Genomic DNA, 15,278 nt, shown 5'->3' with positions numbered 1-15,278 from the left:
GCGCGGGGCAGGGGGTCGATGGTGGCGCCGCTTCGGCCCGCCCTCGGGCAACGACCCGAAGCTCGCCGATCCGTTCGGCCGGTATGTTCTGACGACCTTCGTGAAGGGCGCCAACATGGGCCCGTACGAGGCCGCTCGCCACATCCCCGGGGTCTCGGGCCACGAGCTGTCGTACACGGCGAACCGGCACTTCTCGATCGTGCTGCTGAACGAGGCGATTGCCGACCTGGTCAACGCGCCCGCCCGGACATCTCGCAGGCGTGGGGCGACGGCACCGCAGTGGCCGCCGACGGCACGCACATGGACACCTACCTCGACAACCTGCTCGCCGAGACGAGCGTCCGGTACGGGAAGCCGGGAGGCATCGCCTACCACCACATCCCGGACACGTACGTCGCGCTGTTCACGCACTTCATCCCGTGCGGGGTGTGGGAGGCCGTCTACGTCATCGAGGGCCTGCTCAAGAACGCCTCTGAGATCAAGCCCACCACCGTGCACGCGGACGCCCAAGGCCGGTTCCTGCCTGTCTTCACCCCCACCCGCCTGCTGGGTTTCGACCTGATGCCCAGGATCAGGAACTGGAAGGCCCTGACCTTCCACCGGCCCGGCAGGACCACCGGGTACGTGCACATCGACGCCCTGTTCGGCGAGGAGGGCAAGAACGTCATCGACTGGGACCTGATCGAGTCCCAGTTCCGGCATCTGATGCGGGTGGCCGTCTCCGTGCGCGAGGGCGTCATCTCCTCGGCGGCGCTGCTGAAGAGGCTCCGGTCCGGGTCACACAAGAACGCCACGTACGTCGCCTTCCGCGAGGCCGGCCGCGTCATCCGCACCGTGCAACTACTGCGATACCTGGCGGATGCCCCGCTGCGCCGGCGGGTGAGGGCCGCGACGAACAAGGTCGAGGCGTTCAACCGGTTCTCCCAGTGGGTCGGCTTCGGCAACCAGGGCGTGATCACCGACAACGGCCCCGTCGAGCAGGAGAAGGCGGTGAAGTTCAACCCTCTGCGCACGAACGCGGTGATTTTCCACAACGCCCCGGACATCGCCGAGATCGTCCGCCAGTTGCTGGAGGAGGGATGGGAGACCGACCCCGAGGACCTGGCTCACGTCTCGCCGTACCTGACTGAGCACATCAAACGGTTCGGCGAGTACTCCGCACGCGAGTTCGGCATCGAGCCAGAGGCGTACGACCCGAAGCTCGGCGTCGGCTTCACCCCGCTGCGCGAGCAGGACCTGACCACCGCTGGCCTCGGCCAGGTCGCCTGAGTACCACCGAAGGACTGCAGCGGAGTTCGCTCAGTAGGACGGTGCCACCAGCCCCGCTTCGTAAGCGAGGATCACGAGCTGCACCCGGTCACGTGCGTTGAGCTTGGCGAGCAGCCGGGTCAGATAGGTCTTGGCGGTAGCAACGCTGATGGAGAGCTGGTCGGCGATTTCGGCATTGGACAGGCCTTTGCCGACCAGGGTGAGCACCTCACGTTCCCGGTCGGTGATGCGCTCGAGTTCCGTCCGCCGTGGCGGCGTCGCTGTAGGGCGGCCGGCGAACTCCTTTATCAGTCTGCGGGTGACGCTCGGTGCGATGAGGGCGTCCCCGGCGGCCACGATACGGACTGCGGCGAGGATGTCGTCCAAGGCCATGTCCTTGACCAGGAACCCGGATGCGCCGGCGCGCAGCGCTCCGTAGACGTAGTCGTCGTCATCGAAGGTCGTCAGCACAACAACGCGTGCGGTGCTGGTGCCCGTAGTGATCAGGCGGGTGGCCTCGATGCCGTCCACGCCGGGCATCCGGATGTCCATCACCACCACGTCGGGGTTGACTTGCCCGGTCAGCCGGACCGCTTCGGCGCCGTCCACTGCCTCACCCACGACCTGAACATCCGCAGTGTCGGTGATGACCATCTGCAGGGCGGCGCGGATTAGGGGCTGATCGTCGGCGAGTACCACGCGAATGGTCATCGAGCTCCATCCGTGGCTCGGGATTCGGTTCCTGCCGCTGTCGCCACCGGTAGCCGGGCGGCTACCCGGAAGCCGCCCTCTGGAAGCGACCCTGCGGTGAAGCGTCCGTCCAGTAAGGCGACCCGTTCCCGCATGCCGACGAGGCCGAACCCGGTGCCCAGGCTCTTCGTGCCCGTGCCGCCGCCCTTCCCTCGGTCGACGACCTCGACGACGAGTTCGTCCTCGCGATATTCGACTTTGACCTGGCAGTGATCAACAGCTGCGTGTCGTACGACGTTGGTCACCGCCTCTTGGACGATCCGGAACGCCGCGAGGTCGATGTCCACGGGGAGCTGGCGGCGTTTGCCCTGCCACCACACTTCCACGCGGACACCGGCGGCCGTGGTCGTCGCGGCGAGCCGTTCCAGATCCGCCAGACCGACAGCTGGCCGCAGACGAGCCCGTGTACGGCCCTGGTCGTGGCCGGTTGTCCCGTGATCCCGGGTGGCGGGTTCCTGCTCTTGGTCGGCCTGCCGCAGTGCGCCCAGCATCCGCCGCAGTCCCGCCAGCGTCTCACGCCCTACGTGTTCCACGGTGATCATCGCCTCGCGGGCCCTGGCCGGCTGTGTCTCAACGACGCGGGCTGCGGCTCCGGCTTGCAGGGCGATGATGCCGATGCTGTGGGCGACCGTGTCGTGCATCTCGCGGGCTATGCGAAGCCGTTCGGCGGTTACTGCCTGGGCGGCGGCCCGGGCGTGCAGCTCCGCGGTGTGGGCGCGGGCCTGGTGCACCGAGTTGCCGACGAGCCAGGCGATGATGACCGTCAGGGCGACGAACGGTTCGGAGGCGGTGCCGGATTCCCCTCCCATGACCCACCGCAAGACGATGTAACCGGCCAGCACGCCCAGCGCCCCGGCGGCCGCGGTGGTCGCGGTGCGCCGGGTTTGGGTGGCCGCGACGTAGCAGAGGGCGACATCCACGCCCAGAAACTGCAGGGGCAGAACTTCGTCCTGCCGCCAGGCCACCGACGAGATGACCGTGCCGGCGATTACCAGACCGTAGGCCACTGCGGCCCTACGCCGCAGCAGCGCGCTGCCGGTCAGGACCACCAGGAAGGCAAGGCCTAGCAGCGCCTGAGCCGTGGGCGAGTCAAGGCCGTCCCGGGGATAGCTGAGGGAGTACCCGTGCTGGGGCGGCATCAGGACGTACTCGACGATGGGCTGCACTGCTGCCGCGATCCACACCAGTGCCGCCCACAGGCCCGGCGGTATGCGCTTGAGCAGCGGCAACGGCACAGGTGAGGAGGCGGGCATGCCGAGATCGTAAGCGCATATTCGCAGTCGGGCATCGGCCTGCGGTCGTACAACCGGGGTCGACACCCGTGCCCGGCGATTGTCAGCACCGGTCCGACGACGAGCGGGGGCGGCGGACGGCACCGTGGACGCCGTGATCGAAGTCAACGAACTCACGAAGCGATACGGCGGCACGACAGCCGTCAAAGACCTGACCTTCACCGTGCGCCCCGGTCAGGTGACCGGATTCCTCGGGCCGAACGGCTCCGGCAAGAGCACCACGCTCCGGGTGATCCTCGGCCTGCACGAGCCCACCAGCGGCACGGCCACCATTGATGGCCAGCCCTTCCGTGACCGCCCTCGCGGCCTGCGTCATGTCGGTTCCCTCCTCGACGCGCACGACGTGCACGGTGGGCGCAGTGCGGCGGCGCATCTGTCGGCGCTGGCGCGTAGCAACCGCATCCCCCGACGCCGGGTGGGCGAGGTGCTGCGGGAGGTCGGTCTCGCCGAGGTCGCCAAACGCCGCATCGGCGGATTCTCGCTCGGCATGAAACAACGGCTCGGCATCGCGTCCGCCCTGCTCGGCGACCCGTCTGTGCTGCTCTTCGACGAGCCGCTCAACGGCCTGGACCCCGAGGGGGTGAAGTGGGTGCGTGAGCTGTTCAGGCGGCTCGCCGCCGAAGGTCGCACCGTGTTCGTCTCCAGCCATCTGATGTCGGAGATGGAGCACACCGCCGACCAGCTGATCGTGATCGGCCGTGGCGAACTGCTCGCGGCGGAGAGCCTCGCCGAGTTCTCGGCCCGCGGCACCCGGCACAGCGTCACCGTGACCACGCCCGCCGCGACCGCGCTGAGGGATCTGCTGACCGCCGAGGGCGCGGCCGTCCACGCGGAGGGAGAACAGCTCACCGTGACCGGCCTGACCGCGGTGCGGATCGGCGAGATCGCCCGACGGCGCGGTCTCCCGCTGCACGAGCTGAGCACCCGGTCCGCCTCGCTGGAAGAGGCCTTCATGGAGATCACCGCCGACCGTACCCAGTTCCCCGGAGGAGATCCCCGATGACCGCGACCACCACCACGACCACGGACGTTCCCGGCGGCGAACGCGCCGCCCGAGACCCTGGCGCCCGCTTCCGCGATCTGGTCGCCGCCGAGTGGCTCAAACACCGGTCGCTGCGCTCGACCTGGATCGCCTACGGGACCACCGCCCTGGCCGTCATCGGCTTCAACGCGGGCACTGCCTATGACACGTACAGCCACTGGACGCTGCAGGTGTCGAAGGACCGCGCCGCCTTCGTCAGCGACGGGACCGCGCTGCAGCATGCGTTCACCGCGAATGCGGCCCTGCTCATGGCCCTCGCCATCGGCGCCATCGGCGCCCTGGTGATCGTCGGGGAGTACAGCACGGGCACCATCCGGACGACGTTCGCGGCCGTCCCGGCCCGCCGCTCGGTGATGGCGGCCAAGGCGGTCGTCGTAGTGATGGTCACGACTGTCTTCGGCATGGTCGTCGCCGGTGTCTCGTTCGCTCTGACGCAGGCCATTCTCGATCGCCGGGACGCGGGCGTCTCCATCGGCGACCCGGGAGCCTTCCGTGTCGTCCTGGCCTCCGCCCTCCTCGCGCCGGTGTGCGCGCTCACCGGCCTCGCGCTCGGTGCCGTCATCCGGCACACCGCTTCCACCATGATCACCTCGGCGGCGGTCATCCTCATGCTGCCGCTGTCCCTGACCGACGACCGCCACTGGTCGGCGGTCGTCGGGCACACCCTGCCCTACCGTGCGTGGCTCCGGCTCGTCGATGTCAACTACTCCCCGATCGCCTTCCCGTGGAGCACCGGCGGAGCCTGGACCGTCTACGCGGTGTGGGCGTGCGCCGCATGTGCCATCGCCGTCACCAGCGTCCACCGGCGAGACCAATGACACAGCGCCCTGACACACGGCGCGGAGGACGGCACCTCAGCACCGATGCTGCTGGCCTGCTCCCGCCATGCCTCCGTACGGTCCCTGGAGCGGTACGCCCGCCCCGGGGTGGACGCGGTCGCGGCGCACGTCGTCGCGAGCGACCCGGCCGCCCGGCGCCGTGGCTGACCGTGGTCACGCCGTCCGTGCTGTAGCTGACCCAGTCGTAGGGCTGGCTCTCACGGCTCAGACTCGGAGCGCACAGGCCGTATGGAGGGCCGGGGTCGGTGGTGCGGGCTCCGCAGGCCCAGCAGCGCCCGTGGTCGCGAGCGGTGCACGAGTCGGGACACTCGTCAGGATCGAGCTTCCCGATCACCGGTTTCCGGGTGTCCCGGCCGTCTCGTTCCACGGCACCAGTCTGCGCAGCCCTGCGACCACCCGCACCGTCCCACGGCTTCAGGATCATCCTGCGGTCCCTTTTGGGCTCATCTCGGCGATCTCCCCAGGCAGTGTCCGGAGGATCATGCCGTGGTGGAGGCCGTCGAGCCCCAGCCGCCCCCCAACAGAATCGCGGTGTGTTCGAGTACCACGGCTGGATCGCTGTCAGGGAGACCGCAGTTGGTGACGACGATGACCTCCGACTGCGGCAAGTCGTCGATGAGCTTCGGCTTCGCATCGCTCAGATGGCCAGCCCCTGCCTCCTTGATCTCAGGTGGATGAACGGTGAGCCGTTCATCCACGTGGGAGGCAATTCCAATCACCGCTCGTCGTCAGATGTGGTCGGTCTGTTCGAACATGTCGCGAAGGTCGCTCCCGGCTCCTACGGCCTCCTGCATACGCGCGATGACGAGGACCCGGGCCATGAGCACGAGGTACGCGTACTCAGGCTCGCTCGGGGCACGGTCACGCATCACACGGAGGCGCTGCTGTCTCCTTGCATCCCGACGCTGGAAGACCCCTTCACTGTTTAGTTCTGTCCGGCTGGTCACGGCCGGAGCCACAGACGGATCGCCGCGGCCATGACGGTGCCGTGAAAGACGAAGGCTCTCTTGCCGTAGCGCGTAGCTACGGCTCGGGAGTTCTTGAGCCGATTGATCGCCCGCTCGGCCTCGTTGCGGCGTTTGCAGATGTCGCTGTCGAGGCTGGTGGGCCGGCCGCCCTTGCTGCCGCGTCGTTTGCGGTTGGCCCGCTGGTCCTTCGGCTCGGGGATGGTGTGCTTGATCTGGCCTCTTCGCAGGTGGCGGCGATTGCGGCGTGAGCTGTATGCCTTGCCGCCGCCCAGGTGGTCAGGCCGCGTGCGAGGGTGACCGCCCCGGGGGCGGGGAACGCGGATGCGTTCGAGGACCTCAATCATCCGCGGCGCAGCGCCCCACTGGCCGGGCGTGATCAGGAAGGCCAACGGTTTGCGGCCGCCTTCACCCGCGAGGTGAATCTTCCGGGTCAGGCCGCTCCGGGACCGTCCGAGTCCTTCGCCGGGGCGGTGGTGCCGAGGCGCCGTCCTTTTTTCGGGACACGTGGCTTCTTCCTGCGAGCGCCGGCCGCGTGCTGATGGGCACGGCAGGACGTCGAGTCGACGCCGACCATGCTCCAGTCGATCCGGACGGCGAGGTCGGCGCCGGCCTGGACGGCGCACAGGATCCGGTCCCACGCGCCGTCCGCCGACCAGCGCCGGTGCCGTTCATAAACGGTCTTCCAGCTGTCGAAACGGTCGGGAAGGCCCCGCCACGGTATGCCCGTCAGGACTCGGAACAAGATCCCGTTGATCACTCTGCGGTGGTCGTTCCACCGTCCTCCACGCAGCCCCGGCGCCGGCAAGTGCGGCTCCAGCCGGACCCACTCGGCATTCGACAGATCACCCCGCCCCATGCCAGACACAACGAGTCAGTAATCCGACAGTCGCATGATCCTCCGGGCGCTGCCTAGAGCGCCGATGCCAGGGAGGCCGCGGCGAGGGGGAGGGGAAGGGCGCCCGGCCGGTTTCCGCCCATGCCTCCAGCCTCGCACCGGGACCGGCCCGCCGCCACGCGCCGGGGACCGCGAACCCGGCGGACCGTCCGGATACCCCCTTCCGCCCCCGGAAGCGGGCGGTGATCATGGGCGGGTCGCTCATGGGAGCGATTCCACCCCTGGAGGAACCGATGACGGAGAAGCAGCCGCCGACGCGGCGCACCACCCTCACCCTGCTCGGCGCGACCGCCGGAGCGCTCGCGCTCACCCCGGAGGCCGCCGCGCGGCCGGGCCCGGACGGCAGGCGGATCAGGGTCTACCTGGGCGCCTACACCGGCGACGACACCGCCCACGGCATCGGGGTGGCGAGCGCCGACCGGAACACCGGAGCGCTCCGGGTGGAGGCGGTGGTCCCCACCCCGGACCCGTCCTTCCTGGCGCTGTCGGCGGCGGGCCACGTCCTGTACGCGGTCAACGAGACGGCCGAGGGCCGCGTCTCCGCCTTCGCGCTCAACCGGGACGGCAGCGTCCGCGGACTGCTGGGCGAGGTCCCCAGCGGCGGGGCCCACCCCTGCCACCTGGCCCTCCACCCCGGCGGGCGACACCTGTTCACGGCGAACTACACCTCCGGCACGGTGGCCGTCGTGGCGCTGCGCCCCGACGGCGCCCCGGACGGAGTCGTCCAGGTGGTGCGCTACACCGGGTCCGGACCCGACCCCGAGCGGCAGGACGGGCCGCACGCCCACATGGTGCTGCCCGACCCGACGGGCAGGCGGCTGTTCTCCGTCGACCTGGGCACCGACACCGTCCACGTCCACCGCTTCGACGCCGGCCGCGGCCTGCTGACGGACGGCACCGAGGCCGCCATGCCGCCCGGCTCCGGCCCCCGGCACCTGGCCCTCCACCCGTCCGGGCGCACCGCCTACGTCCTGGGCGAGCTGGACTCCACGCTCACCGTCTGCTCCTACGACGCCTCCCGGGGCGTCCTCACCCCGCTCTCCACCGTCCCGATCCTGCCCGAGGACGCCGACCCGATCCCCAGCACCGCCGCCGAGGTGCTGGTCTCGGCCGACGGGCGGTTCGTGTACGCGTCCAACCGCGGCCACGACACCGTCACCGTCCTCGCCGCCGACGGCCCGGACGGAAGGCGGCTCCGGCCCGTCTCCCACCACCCCTGCGGGGGAAGCTCCCCGCGCCACCTGGCCTTCGACCCCGCCCAGCGCCTGCTGTACGCGGCCAACCAGGACTCCGGGACGGTCACCGCCCTGCGCCGCGACCCGGCCGGCGGCGGACTGTCCCCGGCCGCCGAGCCGCTGCCCTACCCCCGGGCGGTGTGCGTACTGCCCGCCCCGGACGTCCGCCGCTGAGCCCGGACGGGCGGCCGGGATCCCCGGCCCCGAGCGCACGGGGGCCGGGGATCCCCGCGTCCGGCCCGTCGCACGCCCCGGCCGCCCGCCGTCCCGTTTCCCCGCGCCCCGCCGGGTACCCGCCGCAGGGGAAGGGGGGCCGGGGGGACGCGCCGTGCCGCGGCGGAGCGGACCGGCAGACGATCGGGAAGGAGCGGCACCGTGTTCTTCGTCGACACCGTGGCGACACCGGGCCTGGGCAACCACAGCTACCTGACCGGCGGGCGGTCGGCGGCGGTGGCGGTGGACCCGCCGCGGGACATCGACCGGATGCTCGCCCCGGCGGCCCGCCGAGGCGTGCGGATCGCCCGCGTGGTGGAGACCCACGTGCACAACGACTACGTCACCGGCGGCCCGGAACTGGCCCGGGTGACGGGCGCGGAGTACCTGGTGCCGGCCGGCGCGCGGGTGTCCGTCCCCCGGACGCCCGTGACCGACGGCGACACCGTGGACGTCGACGACGGCCTGGCGCTGCACGCCCTGGCCACCCCCGGCCACACCCCGCACCACACCTCCTACGTGCTCCGGGAGGACGGGCGCCCGGTGGCGGCCTTCACCGGCGGCTCCCTGCTGATCGGCACCGTCGGGCGGCCCGACCTGGTCGAGCCGCGGCTGACGCGCGAACTCGCCCTGGCCCAGCACGCCTCCGCCCACCGGCTGGCCGGCGAACTGCCCGACGAGGTGCCCGTCCTGCCCACCCACGGGTTCGGCAGCTTCTGCGCCTCATCCCAGGCCACGGGCGACGCCACCACCGTCGGCGAGGAGCGCGCCGCCAACGACGCGCTGGTGAAGGACGCCGACACCTTCGTCGCCGACCTGCTCGCCGGGCTGGAGGACATCCCCGCCTACTACGCGCACATGGGACCGGTCAACGCCTCCGGCCCGGCGCCGGTGGACCTCACCCCGCCCCGCCGCGCGGACGCGGAGGAGATAGCCGCCCGGCTCGCCGCGGGGGAGTGGGTGGTGGACCTGCGCAGCCGGACGGCGTTCGCCGAGGCGCACGTGGCCGGGGCGTTCAACTTCGAGGCCGACGGGAAGCTCGCCACCTACCTGGCCTGGCTGATCCCCTGGGGCAAGCCCGTCACGCTGCTCGCCGAGAGCCCCGGCCGGATCGCCGGCGCCCAGCGGGAACTGGCCCGGGTCGGCATCGACCGCCCCGCCGCGGCGGCCACCGGGGGCCCCGCCGACTGGCTCCGCGACGGCGAGGCGCCGCGCTCCTACCCCCGGGCGACGTTCGCCGACCTGGCCGCGGTCCGCGGACGCGGCCAGGACGCGGTCGTGCTCGACGTACGCCGGGACTCCGAACGCGCCGGGGGCCATGTCGAGGGATCGGTCCACATCCCCGTCCACCACCTCCGCGAACGCGCCGGGGAGATCCCCGACGGGGTGGTGTGGGTGCACTGCGCGGCCGGGATGCGCGCGGCGATCGCCGCCTCGCTGCTGGACGCGGCCGGACGCGACGTGGTCGCCGTCGACGACTCCTTCGAGGCGGCCGGCCGGGCCGGGCTGACCGTCGTCCGGCCCTGAACCCCGGGCCCGCGAGCCGCGAACCGGACCGGGGCAGGACGGGACGGCACGGGGACGGACGGAACAGGACCCGCAGCGGCGCGGAGGGCCGGAACGGGGACCAGGAAGGCCGGGCCGGGGAGGAAGGCCGGGCCGGGGAGGAAGGTCAGGCCAGGGAGAGGAAGAGCTTCTCCAGCCGGGCCCGCATCTGCTCCCGGTCGGCCGGCCCTGCGCCCTCGTCGGCCAGACAGTGCTGCAGACCGGTGGCGATGACGGCGAAACCGGCCCGGTCCAGAGCCCGGGAGACCGCGGCGAGCTGGGTGACGACCTCCTCGCAGTCCCGGCCCTCCTCGATCATCCGGATGATCCCGGCGATCTGGCCCTGCGCCCGGCGCAGCCGGTTGACCACCCTCTTGAGTTCGTCGGCAGCCATCGACAGCTCCACGGCGGCTCCTCTCATACCCCTCCCGGTACCTTATCCGCCCGGATTCCCCCGCCGCCCGGTGGTGTCGCCCGCGGCCCCCGGGGTACCGCGGAGGCCGTCGACCCCCTCGGCCCACTCGGCCCCACGGCGACACCCGGACGGGAGGACGCGGATGTCCGAGATGACGGCAGTGCGGATGACGGCCTGGCAGGAGCCGCCGGAGGTGGTCCGGATCCCGGTCCCCGAACCCGGCCCCGGCGAGGTCCTCGTCAAGGTGGCCGGAGCCGGCGTGTGCCACTCCGACCTCCACGTGATGGAGTGGCCCGCCGGAACCCTGCCCTACGACCTGCCCTTCACCCTGGGCCACGAGACGGCGGGACGGGTCCACACCCTCGGCCCCGGCACCCGGGACAGCGGACTGCGCGAAGGGGACGCCGTACTGGTCTACGGCCCCTGGGGATGCGGGATCTGCCCCTCCTGCGCCCGCGGCGCGGAGAACTACTGCCACCGCGCCGCCGAACTGAAGGCCGCCGGGGGCGGACTGGGCGCGGACGGCGGAATGGCCGAGTACATGATCGTCCCCTCGCCCCGGCTGCTCACCCCCCTCGGCGACCTCGACCCCGGCACCGCCGCCGCCCTGGCCGACGCCGCGCTCACCCCTTACCACGCCGTCAAGCGCTCCCTCCACCGGCTCGTCCCCGGCACCGCGGCCGTGGTCATCGGCGTCGGCGGCCTCGGACACATGGCCGTCCAGCTCCTCAAGGCCCTGAGCCCCGCCGACGTCATCGCCGTCGACACCTCCCCCGACAAACTGGACCTGGCCGCCGAGGCGGGCGCCGACCACCGCGTCCCCGCCGGGGAGAGCGCCGCCGGACGGATCCGGGACCTCACCGGCGGACTGGGCGCCGCCCTGGTGCTGGACTGCGTCGGCGCCGACGCCACCATGGCCACCGCCGCCGGGGCCGCCGCCGTGGAGGCCGACATCACCGTGGTCGGCCTCGCGGGCGGCACCCTGCCGTTCCGCTACGGCACCCTGCCCTGGGAGGTCTCGGTGTCCATCCCCTACTGGGGCACCCGGCCCGAACTCGCCGAGGTCGCCGCCCTCGCCCGGGCCGGCCGGATCCGCCCCCACCTGGAGACCCACCCGCTCGCGGACGCCGTCGAGGTCTACCGGCGCCTGCGCGAGGGCCGGGTCGCGGGCCGGGCGGTGCTCGTCCCCGAGGACTGACCCGGGCCGCCCCCGGAGAACCGCTCCGGGCGGGGACCCGCCGCCCCCATGGGCGGGCCGCCGGCGGGTACCCGGAGCGGGAGACGATCACGCACCCGACGGAAGGAGGCGGTGGCCGTGTCCGACAGGGCATCCAGCGAACCGTCCGACCCCGGCGACATCGGCCGCCGCGTGGCCCTCCAACGCCAACGGCTCGGCCTCACCCGCGAGGAGGCGGCCTCCCTGGCCGGCATGGCCCCCGGCTACCTGGCGTACCTGGAGGAGCACCCCGCGTCCCCCAGCGGGCCCGCGCTGCTCCGGCTGGCCGCCGCCCTGGAGACCTCCGTCGACTGGCTGCGCGGCGGCGGCGCCGGCCGCCCGCCCGGCCGCGGCGTGCCCGCCCGCCACCCCGAACTCCGCGAACTCGACCCCGACGAGTGCCGCGCCCACCTCACCACCCACGGAGTGGGCCGGATCGCCGTGACGACCCCCGAAGGCCCCGCCATCGTCCCCGTGAACTACCAGGTCGTCGACGACGAGATCGCCTTCCGCACCGCCCCCGACGCCACACCCGCCGCGGCCGTCGGACACGAGGTGGCGTTCGAGGTCGACCACGTGGACGAGGCCTTCCGGCGCGGCTGGAGCGTCCTCGTCGTCGGACCCGCCCGGGCCGCCGCCGAGGACGAGACCGCCCGCCTCGCCGACCGGACCCCCTACGGCCCGTGGGCGGGAGGCGAACGCGACCTGTGGGTCCTCATCCGCCCCGAACGCGTCACCGGCCGCCGCATCCACACCGGCGCCTGACCCGGACACCCGCCCCCGCCGGCCCGTCCCCGCCGCCATAAGAAATAATGTGCCAAGCAGGCGGAAGAACCGGACCGGGGGAGACGGGGAGACGATGGCGGCGAAGGCGACGGGACCGAACGGCGGCGTGGACAGGGGGCGCTATCCGCGGCCGACCGTGTCGCCCGAGGAGGCCGAGTGGGTGTGGCGGACGCTGGCGTCGCAGGCGATGGAGGAGGGCGCCAAGCCGGAGACGGTGCGGCTGGCCGTGGTGGTGGGACTGGCCCGCGCCACCGGCGCCCGCTACGGGGACCTGCTGCGGTGCACCGTGCGGTCGCTGGACCTGGGGGCGGGCCGGGTGGACGTCGAGCACGGCAAGCACCGCGTCCCGCGGCGGCACGGGCTGGACGCGGGCACGGTGCTGGTGCTGCGCCGCTGGATGGACGTCCGGGCCGACCTGTGCGCGGAGCTGGAGGGCTCGCCGCCCGAGGCGCTGCTGCTGACGGTGCACCACACCCACGACAACGGGGTGACGGTCGCGGCCGGGCTGCCCATCACCCGGCAGGGACTGGTGCTGTCCTGGCGCCGTTTCGTGTACCGCACCAATGCCGCCCACGCCGGACGGCGCCCCCCGCTGCCCACCCGCTTCGAGCAGCTCCGCCGGGCCTGGGCCGCCGCCCGGGACTGACCCCGGGACCGAGCCCGGGGCCGGCCCGGCCCGGCCCCTCTCAGCGCTCCCCGGGGTCCCGCGGGGTGTACCGCACGGGCAGCCGCCGGAGGCCGCGGAGCATCCCGGAGCGCCAGACGAGGTCGGCGGGGTCGGCGTCGAGCGCCAGGTCGGGGAAGCGGTCCAGGAGGCACTCCAGCGCGACGGCGGCCTCCAGGCGGGCGAGCGGCGCGCCCGGGCAGTGGTGGATGCCGTGGCCGAAGGCGAGGTGGCCCCGCGCGTCGCGGCGGATGTCGAAGCGGTCGGGCTCGGGGAAGCGCCGGGGGTCGCGGGACGCCGAGGCCAGCACGGCGAGCACGGATTCCCCGGCCGGGACGGTGGTGCCGCCGATGTCCACCGGCTCGGCGGTGAAGCGGTGGGCCGAGGTGACCACCGGGCCGTTGTGGCGCAGGGTCTCCTCGACGGCGCCGCCGATCAGCGAGGGGTCGGCGCGGAGGGCGTCGAGTTGTCCGGGGTGGGTGAGCAGGGCGTGGACGGCGCCGGAGATGAGGTTGACGGTGGTCTCGTGTCCGGCGACGAGCAGCAGGAACGCCATGCCGAGCAGTTCCTCGGGGGAGAGCCGGTCCTCCCCGGAGGCCGCGGTGGCGGCCAGGGCGCTGAGGAGGTCGTCGCCCGGCTCCCGGCGTTTGGCGTCGACGAGGGCGGTGAGGTAGGCCGTCATGGCCTGGGCGGCGGCGTTCCCGGAGGCCGGGTCGGCGGGGTGGACGATCTCGGTGGACCAGCCGTGGAAGGCGTTCCGGTCGGCGGCGGGGACGCCGAGGAGTTCGCAGATCACGGCCACCGGCAGCGGCATGGCGAAGGTCTCGACCAGGTCGGTGCGGCCCAGGGGCGAGACGGCGTCCAGGAGGTCGCCGGTGATCCGCTCGATGCGGGGGCGGAGGGACTCGACGCGGCGGTGGGTGAACTCGCGGGCGACCAGTGCGCGCAGCCGGGTGTGGTGGGGCGGGTCGGTCTGGAGCATGTTCCGGCCGACGGCGTGGCCGCCGTCGTCCGTCCAGCCGGAGGAGTGGCGTATGTCGTTGCGCAGGCGGGGGTCCGTCAGGGCAGCGCGGACCTCGTCGTGGCCGAGGACCAGCCAGACGTTCCTGGAGTCGGTGGTGGGCACGCGGTGGACCGGGCCGCGTTCGCGCAGCAGGGCGTAGACGGGGTACGGGTCGGCGGTGACGTCCGTGCCGTGCGGGGCCAGGTGCTCGAGGTCGGGCGTGGTCACGGCGGTCTCCTCCGTGGTGCGGCGTGGTCGGCCTGGGTGTGACGGAACATCAGACGGGGAGGTATCCCCGGTTTTGGGACCCTAGCAGGCAACCGGGGAGCGGTCCACGTTTTCTTGTCGGGGCGCCTGTTAGGGTGCCGCCCATGAGCACGGCCGGACGAGGCGGAACAGAGAGGCCCGCGCCGCTGCGGCGGGACGCGCGGCGCAACAGGGAGCTGCTGCTGGCCGCCGCCCGAGCGGTCTACGCCGAACAGGGCGTCGACGCCCCGCTGGACGAGATCGCCCGCCGGGCCGGCGTCGGCAACGCCACCCTCTACCGGCACTTCCCCACCCGGGGGGCGCTCATCGAGGCGGTCTTCGGCGACTCCCTGACCGAGACCATGCGGTGGGGGGAGGAGGTCCGGCGCGGCGAGGACCCCTGGGAGAGCCTCACCGTCTACCTGGAACGGGTCTTCGAGGGACTGGCCGCCGACCGGGGCGCCAACGACCTGATGACCACGGGCGTGGAGGGCGTGCCCTCCCTGGAGGCGCTGCGGGCCCACAACCACGAGACGATCGGCGTCCTGATCCGCCGGGCCCAGGAGCAGGGCACGGTGCGGCGGGACGTCACCGCCGAGGACCTGCTGTTCGCCCTGGCCGCGCTGGGCAGGGTGGTGCCGGCCTCCGCCGCCGTCGTGCCCGGCTCCTGGCGCCGGTACCTCGCCCTGCTGCTGGACGGCCTGCGCGCGGAAGCGGCCCGTCCGCTGCCCGCGCCGCCGCTCACCTTCGGCCAACTGGAGGAGGTACTGCGGGAGGTGGGCCCGCTGGGGCCCGGCGGGCGGTAGGCGGCGCCGGTCCCGCCACGGCCGGGGCCGTCGACGGGGCGGGAAGTGCCGGGCGGGCCTTCCGCGCATGTGGAGCACCCTCATGATGACGGTTCCGCGCGCGTCGGCCGGAGGT

At 72.9% G+C, this 15,278-nt stretch carries 15 protein-coding genes and 1 pseudogene; 11 read left to right on the top strand and 5 right to left on the bottom strand.

All coding sequences use genetic code 11. The features are described from left to right. Positions 1-79 precede the first annotated feature (79 nt). Positions 80-1,269: pseudogene (locus tag ABD358_RS17815) on the top strand (transposase); the annotation flags it as partial. Positions 1,270-1,299: 30 nt separating this feature from the next. Here the strand turns inward: ABD358_RS17815 and ABD358_RS17810 are convergent. Both ABD358_RS17810 and ABD358_RS17805 read right to left on the bottom strand, forming a co-directional pair. Further along, the gene (locus ABD358_RS17810) at positions 1,300-1,959 is read right to left on the bottom strand and encodes a response regulator (RefSeq protein WP_344632038.1); all 660 of its coding nucleotides are present in this window, start codon (positions 1,957-1,959) and stop codon (positions 1,300-1,302) included. Beyond that, the gene (locus ABD358_RS17805; RefSeq protein WP_344632037.1) at positions 1,956-3,251 is read right to left on the bottom strand and encodes a sensor histidine kinase; all 1,296 of its coding nucleotides are present in this window, start codon (positions 3,249-3,251) and stop codon (positions 1,956-1,958) included. The genes ABD358_RS17810 and ABD358_RS17805 overlap by 4 nt, the downstream gene beginning before the upstream one ends. Positions 3,252-3,384: 133 nt before the next feature. Here ABD358_RS17805 and ABD358_RS17800 point away from each other — a divergent pair, with 133 nt between their 5' ends. The 4 genes from ABD358_RS17800 to ABD358_RS17785 all read left to right on the top strand — a co-directional run bounded on the left by ABD358_RS17800 (position 3,385) and on the right by ABD358_RS17785 (position 6,100). After that, positions 3,385-4,293 carry an ATP-binding cassette domain-containing protein gene (locus ABD358_RS17800; RefSeq protein ID WP_344632036.1) on the top strand — a complete coding sequence of 303 codons (909 nt, stop codon included), beginning with the start codon at positions 3,385-3,387 and terminating at the stop codon, positions 4,291-4,293. Then, on the top strand, positions 4,290-5,150 hold the full coding sequence (locus ABD358_RS17795) for an ABC transporter permease (protein ID WP_344632035.1): 861 nt from the start codon (positions 4,290-4,292) through the stop codon (positions 5,148-5,150). The genes ABD358_RS17800 and ABD358_RS17795 overlap by 4 nt, the downstream gene beginning before the upstream one ends. Before the next feature lie 45 nt (positions 5,151-5,195). Then, positions 5,196-5,318, top strand: a complete 123-nt coding sequence (locus tag ABD358_RS17790; protein ID WP_344632034.1) for a PmrA — start codon at positions 5,196-5,198, stop codon at positions 5,316-5,318. A gap of 386 nt (positions 5,319-5,704) precedes the next feature. Continuing rightward, a complete protein-coding gene (locus ABD358_RS17785) occupies positions 5,705-6,100 on the top strand; it encodes an Imm7 family immunity protein (RefSeq protein WP_344632033.1) in 396 nt (131 codons plus the stop codon). A gap of 14 nt (positions 6,101-6,114) precedes the next feature. On the opposite strand, the gene ABD358_RS17780 is transcribed toward ABD358_RS17785, so the two are convergent. Continuing rightward, a protein-coding gene (locus ABD358_RS17780) for an IS5 family transposase (protein ID WP_344632075.1) occupies positions 6,115-6,995 on the bottom strand; the annotation gives its coding sequence in 2 pieces (ribosomal slippage) (positions 6,115-6,635 and positions 6,635-6,995; 882 coding nt in all). 272 nt (positions 6,996-7,267) lie between these two features. Between ABD358_RS17780 and ABD358_RS17775 the strand changes: the two genes are divergently transcribed. Together ABD358_RS17775 and ABD358_RS17770 are read left to right on the top strand one after the other, a co-directional pair. Continuing rightward, positions 7,268-8,443, top strand: coding sequence for a lactonase family protein (locus tag ABD358_RS17775; protein WP_344632032.1), 1,176 nt, complete (start codon positions 7,268-7,270; stop codon positions 8,441-8,443). A 201-nt stretch (positions 8,444-8,644) separates the two neighbouring features. Beyond that, on the top strand, positions 8,645-10,009 hold the full coding sequence (locus tag ABD358_RS17770; RefSeq protein WP_344632031.1) for an MBL fold metallo-hydrolase: 1,365 nt from the start codon (positions 8,645-8,647) through the stop codon (positions 10,007-10,009). Between the two features lie 145 nt (positions 10,010-10,154). On the opposite strand, the gene ABD358_RS17765 is transcribed toward ABD358_RS17770, so the two are convergent. Next, positions 10,155-10,433 carry a metal-sensitive transcriptional regulator gene (locus ABD358_RS17765; RefSeq protein ID WP_344632074.1) on the bottom strand — a complete coding sequence of 93 codons (279 nt, stop codon included), beginning with the start codon at positions 10,431-10,433 and terminating at the stop codon, positions 10,155-10,157. Positions 10,434-10,593: 160 nt separating this feature from the next. On the opposite strand from ABD358_RS17765, the gene ABD358_RS17760 reads away from it, so the two are divergent. From ABD358_RS17760 to ABD358_RS17750, 3 genes are all read left to right on the top strand, one after another. Further along, positions 10,594-11,640, top strand: coding sequence for an NAD(P)-dependent alcohol dehydrogenase (locus ABD358_RS17760; protein WP_344632073.1), 1,047 nt, complete (start codon positions 10,594-10,596; stop codon positions 11,638-11,640). A gap of 117 nt (positions 11,641-11,757) precedes the next feature. After that, positions 11,758-12,423: a helix-turn-helix domain-containing protein gene (locus tag ABD358_RS17755; RefSeq protein ID WP_425576358.1), complete on the top strand. Its 666-nt coding sequence runs from the start codon at positions 11,758-11,760 to the stop codon at positions 12,421-12,423. A gap of 49 nt (positions 12,424-12,472) precedes the next feature. After that, the gene (locus ABD358_RS17750) at positions 12,473-13,090 is read left to right on the top strand and encodes a tyrosine-type recombinase/integrase (RefSeq protein WP_344632030.1); all 618 of its coding nucleotides are present in this window, start codon (positions 12,473-12,475) and stop codon (positions 13,088-13,090) included. A gap of 40 nt (positions 13,091-13,130) precedes the next feature. Here the strand turns inward: ABD358_RS17750 and ABD358_RS17745 are convergent, their stop codons facing one another. Further along, a complete protein-coding gene (locus tag ABD358_RS17745) occupies positions 13,131-14,339 on the bottom strand; it encodes a cytochrome P450 family protein (protein WP_344632029.1) in 1,209 nt (402 codons plus the stop codon). Between the two features lie 143 nt (positions 14,340-14,482). On the opposite strand from ABD358_RS17745, the gene ABD358_RS17740 reads away from it, so the two are divergent. Next, positions 14,483-15,163: a TetR/AcrR family transcriptional regulator gene (locus ABD358_RS17740; RefSeq protein ID WP_344632028.1), complete on the top strand. Its 681-nt coding sequence runs from the start codon at positions 14,483-14,485 to the stop codon at positions 15,161-15,163. Positions 15,164-15,278 lie beyond the last annotated feature (115 nt).

The organism is Streptomyces glaucosporus (genome assembly GCF_039533345.1).
Taxonomy (GTDB): Bacteria; Actinomycetota; Actinomycetes; order Streptomycetales; family Streptomycetaceae; genus Streptomyces; species Streptomyces glaucosporus.
Note: the sequence above shows the minus strand (reverse complement) of the source record. Positions and strands in the feature narration are given on the sequence as shown.

Coding starts and splice junctions, on each gene's coding strand:
- ABD358_RS17760 (WP_344632073.1), top strand. CDS start 10,594: ATGACGGCAGTGCGGATGACGGCCTGGCAGGAGCCGCCGGAGGTGGTC.
- ABD358_RS17790 (WP_344632034.1), top strand. CDS start 5,196: ATGCTGCTGGCCTGCTCCCGCCATGCCTCCGTACGGTCCCTGGAGCGG.
- ABD358_RS17810 (WP_344632038.1), bottom strand. CDS start 1,959: ATGACCATTCGCGTGGTACTCGCCGACGATCAGCCCCTAATCCGCGCC.
- ABD358_RS17775 (WP_344632032.1), top strand. CDS start 7,268: ATGACGGAGAAGCAGCCGCCGACGCGGCGCACCACCCTCACCCTGCTC.
- ABD358_RS17795 (WP_344632035.1), top strand. CDS start 4,290: ATGACCGCGACCACCACCACGACCACGGACGTTCCCGGCGGCGAACGC.
- ABD358_RS17740 (WP_344632028.1), top strand. CDS start 14,483: ATGAGCACGGCCGGACGAGGCGGAACAGAGAGGCCCGCGCCGCTGCGG.
- ABD358_RS17805 (WP_344632037.1), bottom strand. CDS start 3,251: ATGCCCGCCTCCTCACCTGTGCCGTTGCCGCTGCTCAAGCGCATACCG.